This is a genomic window from Marinobacter sp. DUT-1, from assembly GCF_050379415.1.
In the GTDB taxonomy this organism is placed as follows: Bacteria; Pseudomonadota; Gammaproteobacteria; order Pseudomonadales; family Oleiphilaceae; genus Marinobacter.
Window position 1 is genome coordinate 1 of the sequence record NZ_JBNRLS010000012.1, and the last position, 5,857, is coordinate 5,857.

A 5,857-nucleotide genomic window follows, 5' to 3' on the forward strand; every position below is an offset into this window, starting at 1 on the left:
CCTGACGATGACCTACTCTCGCATGGGCCATGCCACACTACCATCGGCGCTGGTCTGTTTCACTTCTGAGTTCGGGATGGGATCAGGTGGTTCCAGACCGCTATGGTCGTCAGGCAAAACGGTTGATCACTGGGGGACGGGATAGAGTTAAGTGATGTTGATTTCGCGTTATCCGCAATTGTCTTGGGTGTTATATAGTCAAGCCGCACGAGCAATTAGTATCGGTTAGCTCAACGCCTCGCAGCGCTTACACACCCGACCTATCAACGTCCTGGTCTTGAACGGCTCTTCAGGGACCTCGAGGGTCCAGGGAGATCTCATCTTGGAAGGGGCTTCCCGCTTAGATGCTTTCAGCGGTTATCCTGTCCGAACATAGCTACCGGGCAGTGCGTCTGGCGACACAACCCGAACACCAGAGGTTCGTCCACTCCGGTCCTCTCGTACTAGGAGCAGCTTTCCTCAAATCTCCAACGTCCACGGCAGATAGGGACCGAACTGTCTCACGACGTTCTAAACCCAGCTCGCGTACCACTTTAAATGGCGAACAGCCATACCCTTGGGACCGGCTTCAGCCCCAGGATGTGATGAGCCGACATCGAGGTGCCAAACACCGCCGTCGATGTGAACTCTTGGGCGGTATCAGCCTGTTATCCCCGGAGTACCTTTTATCCGTTGAGCGATGGCCCTTCCATACAGAACCACCGGATCACTATGACCTGCTTTCGCACCTGCTCGACGTGTCTGTCTCGCAGTTAAGCGGGCTTGTGCCATTACACTAACCGCATGATGTCCGACCATGCTTAGCCCACCTTTGTGCTCCTCCGTTACGCTTTGGGAGGAGACCGCCCCAGTCAAACTACCCACCACACAGTGTCCTCATCCCCGATCAGGGGACCAAGTTAGAACCTCAAACATGCCAGGCTGGTATTTCAAGGTTGGCTCCACCGGAACTGGCGTCCCGGGTTCAAAGCCTCCCAGCTATCCTACACAAGCATGCTCAAAGTTCACTGTGAAGCTATAGTAAAGGTTCACGGGGTCTTTCCGTCTAGCCGCGGATACACCGCATCTTCACGGCGATTTCAATTTCACTGAGTCTCGGGTAGAGACAGCGCCCCCATCGTTACGCCATTCGTGCAGGTCGGAACTTACCCGACAAGGAATTTCGCTACCTTAGGACCGTTATAGTTACGGCCGCCGTTTACCGGGGCTTCGATCAAGAGCTTCGGACGAATCCTAACCCCATCAATTAACCTTCCGGCACCGGGCAGGCGTCATACCCTATACTTCCACTTTCGTGTTTGCAGAGTACTGTGTTTTTAATAAACAGTCGCAGGGGCCTGGTATCTTCGACTGGTCTCGGCTCCACCCGCAGGGGCTTCACCTACTACCAGCGTGCCTTCTCCCGAAGTTACGGCACCATTTTGCCTAGTTCCTTTACCCGAGTTCTCTCAAGCGCCTTGGTATTCTCTACCTGACCACCTGTGTCGGTTTGGGGTACGGTCTCGAATAGCCTGAAGCTTAGAAGATTTTCCTGGAAGCAGGGCATCAATGACTTCCCGCCCGTGGGCAGTCGTCGTCGCGTCTCAGGATTGTGGACCCGGATTTGCCTAAGTCCACTCCCTACTCGCTTAAACCGGGACAACCGTCGCCCGGCTCACCTAGCCTTCTCCGTCTCTCCATCGCAGCTATCCAAGGTACGGGAATATTAACCCGTTTCCCATCGACTACACCTTTCGGTCTCGCCTTAGGGGCCGACTCACCCTGCGCCGATTAGCGTTGCGCAGGAACCCTTGGTCTTCCGGCGTGCGGGTTTTTCACCCGCATTGTCGTTACTCATGTCAGCATTCGCACTTCTGATACCTCCAGCATGCCTCTCGACACACCTTCGCAGGCTTACAGAACGCTCCCCTACCCCGTACACTTACGTGTACAGCCGCAGCTTCGGTGACCAGTTTGAGCCCCGTTACATCTTCCGCGCAGGCCGACTCGACTAGTGAGCTATTACGCTTTCTTTAAAGGATGGCTGCTTCTAAGCCAACCTCCTAGCTGTCTGAGCCTTCCCACATCGTTTCCCACTTAACTGGTACTTGGGGACCTTAGCTGGCGGTCTGGGTTGTTTCCCTCTTCACGACGGACGTTAGCACCCGCCGTGTGTCTCCCGGATAGTACTCACTGGTATTCGGAGTTTGCCTGGGGTTGGTAAGCCGAGATGGCCCCCTAGCCCAAACAGTGCTCTACCCCCAGTGGTATTCGTCCGAGGCGCTACCTAAATAGCTTTCGGGGAGAACCAGCTATCTCCGGGCTTGATTAGCCTTTCACTCCGATCCACAAGTCATCCCCTGGCTTTTCAACGACAGTGGGTTCGGTCCTCCAGTTGATGTTACTCAACCTTCAACCTGCTCATGGATAGATCGCCCGGTTTCGGGTCTATGCCCAGCGACTGAATCGCCCTATTCAGACTCGGTTTCCCTACGGCTCCCCTAAACGGTTAACCTCGCCACTGAACATAAGTCGCTGACCCATTATACAAAAGGTACGCCGTCACACCCGAAGGTGCTCCGACTGCTTGTACGCATACGGTTTCAGGGTCTATTTCACTCCCCTCACAGGGGTTCTTTTCGCCTTTCCCTCACGGTACTGGTTCACTATCGGTCAGTCAGGAGTATTTAGCCTTGGAGGATGGTCCCCCCATGTTCAGACAGGATATCACGTGTCCCGTCCTACTCGATTTCACTGAACTCAGGTTTCGGATACGGGGCTATCACCCACTATGGCGGCACTTTCCAGAGCCTTCTCCTACCAGTCGTCCAGCTTAAGGGCTGGTCCCCGTTCGCTCGCCGCTACTGAGGGAATCTCGGTTGATTTCTTTTCCTCGGGGTACTTAGATGTTTCAGTTCCCCCGGTTCGCCCCGTACAGCTATGGATTCACTGTACGGTACCGACCCGAAAGTCGGTGGGTTTCCCCATTCAGAGATGTCCGGATCACAGCTCGTTTGCCAGCTCCCCGAACCTTATCGCAGGCTTCCACGTCTTTCATCGCCTCTGACTGCCAAGGCATCCACCGTATGCGCTTAGTTGCTTGACTATATAACCCCAAGACAACTGACCACGAATCCGCACCCGCCAGGCAAGCCTGATTGACGCTTATTCGAGACAGCCGACTGAAGCCATACAACAACCACTTCAACGACAACACCGGATAACGCTTGAAATCGCTATCACTTTGAACATCTTCTCTCGGAGATAAAGAGAGAAGAATATTCGTGTTCTATCTCGTCCAATTTGTTAAAGAGCAAATCTGACCCAGTGATCAGAAAGAAGGGCTTCAAACTCAATTTCATCAAGTCGAAACACTTGTTTCTGCACACTGCTAACCGGAGTTAGTCAGTAAAGTTTTTTTGGTGGAGCCGAGGAGGATCGAACTCCTGACCTCCTGCGTGCAAGGCAGGCGCTCTCCCAGCTGAGCTACGGCCCCAGTAAAGTTGCCAAGAATTTTGCTGATCTAGGCGCTTTCAGGTGTAGCGTGCGAACAGCACGTGAGCCTGGAAGCAACGACGAGCAGCGAAATTCTGGTGGGTCTGGGTGGACTTGAACCACCGACCTCACCCTTATCAGGGGTGCGCTCTAACCACCTGAGCTACAGACCCGGTTTTGCTTGTCTTCGCACCACCTGAGCTGCGTTGCAGTCTTCGTTCACTCGGTCACGTACGTGTGTACGCTCCCTCGCTCTCTCAGCCTGCGCCTTGTCAGCTGGCGCGAATCCGGCGCTAAACCCTGAGGTTTAACCAAACCGACATCGGGCCTGCAAAGACCCTTTTGCTCTCTTTATTAGCCAACCAAGTAATTCGTGTGGACTCTGACCGAAGCATTCGGCTTCGTTTAAGGAGGTGATCCAGCCGCAGGTTCCCCTACGGCTACCTTGTTACGACTTCACCCCAGTCATGAACCACACCGTGGTGATCGTCCTCCCGAAGGTTAGACTAACCACTTCTGGTGCAATCCACTCCCATGGTGTGACGGGCGGTGTGTACAAGGCCCGGGAACGTATTCACCGCGACATTCTGATTCGCGATTACTAGCGATTCCGACTTCACGCAGTCGAGTTGCAGACTGCGATCCGGACTACGACGCGTTTTAAGAGATTGGCTTACCCTCGCGAGTTTGCAGCCCTCTGTGCGCGCCATTGTAGCACGTGTGTAGCCCTGGCCGTAAGGGCCATGATGACCTGACGTCATCCCCACCTTCCTCCGGTTTGTCACCGGCAGTCTCCCTAGAGTTCTCAGCCGAACTGCTAGCAACTAGGGATAGGGGTTGCGCTCGTTACGGGACTTAACCCAACATCTCACGACACGAGCTGACGACGGCCATGCAGCACCTGTCACTGCGTTCCCGAAGGCACCAATCTATCTCTAGAAAGTTCGCAGGATGTCAAGGCCAGGTAAGGTTCTTCGCGTTGCGTCGAATTAAACCACATGCTCCACCGCTTGTGCGGGCCCCCGTCAATTCATTTGAGTTTTAACCTTGCGGCCGTACTCCCCAGGCGGTCAACTTAGTGCGTTAGCTGCGCCACTAAGGATTCAAGATCCCCAACGGCTAGTTGACATCGTTTACGGCGTGGACTACCAGGGTATCTAATCCTGTTTGCTCCCCACGCTTTCGCACCTCAGTGTCAGTGTTGGTCCAGGTAGCCGCCTTCGCCACTGGTGTTCCTTCCTATATCTACGCATTTCACCGCTACACAGGAAATTCCACTACCCTCTACCACACTCTAGTCTGACAGTTCGAAATGCCGTTCCCAGGTTAAGCCCGGGGCTTTCACATCTCGCTTACCAAACCACCTACGCGCGCTTTACGCCCAGTAATTCCGATTAACGCTTGCACCCTCCGTATTACCGCGGCTGCTGGCACGGAGTTAGCCGGTGCTTCTTCTGTGAGTAACGTCAAGCCTCATGGGTATTAGCCATAAGGTTTTCCTCCTCACTGAAAGTGCTTTACAACCCGAAAGCCTTCTTCACACACGCGGCATGGCTGGATCAGGGTTGCCCCCATTGTCCAATATTCCCCACTGCTGCCTCCCGTAGGAGTTCGGGCCGTGTCTCAGTCCCGATGTGGCTGATCATCCTCTCAGACCAGCTACGGATCGTCGCCTTGGTAAGCCGTTACCCCACCAACTAGCTAATCCGACATAGGCTCATCCAATAGCGCAAGGTCCGAAGATCCCCTGCTTTCCCCCGTAGGGCGTATTCGGTATTAATCCGGGTTTCCCCGGGCTATCCCCAACTACTGGGCAGATTCCTATGCATTACTCACCCGTCCGCCGCTCGTCAGCAGGGTGCAAGCACCCCCTGTTACCGCTCGACTTGCATGTGTTAAGCCTGCCGCCAGCGTTCAATCTGAGCCATGATCAAACTCTTCAGTTTAAATCATACAAGAATCCGAAGATTCTCTATTCTTGCTCAAGACAAAACTCAATTTCGACGAGTCACTGTCCTGATATTTCGTGTCCGAAATACCTCGGCCAGCGCCCACACGAATTACTTGGTTAACTTTTTAAAGAGCGTTGAGCCTCTGCTCAATCAAGGCCGCGTATTCTACATCGAATCCCGACCTTGTCAACCGTTAGTTTTCAGCGTTTTCAAACTCTTTCAAACCCGCCAAAAACCGTCCGGCTTACTGCTTCAAACGAGGCGCGCATTCTACACTGAACCGCCACCTTGTCAACCGCTTTCTGAAGAAATCTTGAAACCATTTTCTTCAAAACTTTCAAGCAGTTACTCCCTCGGGCCGCCGCTGCGTCAGTGGCTTGTCCCTCAGAAGTGGTGCGCATTCTACAGCCCTCAGGAAAACTGTCAACGAC

Annotated in this window: 2 tRNA genes, 3 rRNA genes and 1 pseudogene; all 6 read right to left on the reverse strand. The window is 53.8% G+C overall.

Annotated elements, in window-relative coordinates:
- A 5S ribosomal RNA gene (gene rrf, locus ACQUTG_RS18355) occupies positions 1 to 114 on the reverse strand; the annotation flags it as partial.
- Between the two features lie 80 nt (positions 115 to 194).
- A 23S ribosomal RNA gene (locus ACQUTG_RS18360) occupies positions 195 to 3,085 on the reverse strand.
- A gap of 314 nt (positions 3,086 to 3,399) precedes the next feature.
- Positions 3,400 to 3,475, reverse strand: a tRNA-Ala gene (locus ACQUTG_RS18365).
- Between the two features lie 95 nt (positions 3,476 to 3,570).
- Positions 3,571 to 3,647: transfer RNA gene (locus ACQUTG_RS18370), tRNA-Ile, on the reverse strand.
- A gap of 233 nt (positions 3,648 to 3,880) precedes the next feature.
- Positions 3,881 to 5,420, reverse strand: a 16S ribosomal RNA gene (locus tag ACQUTG_RS18375).
- 215 nt (positions 5,421 to 5,635) lie between these two features.
- Positions 5,636 to 5,857, reverse strand: a pseudogene (locus ACQUTG_RS18380) (hypothetical protein); the annotation flags it as partial.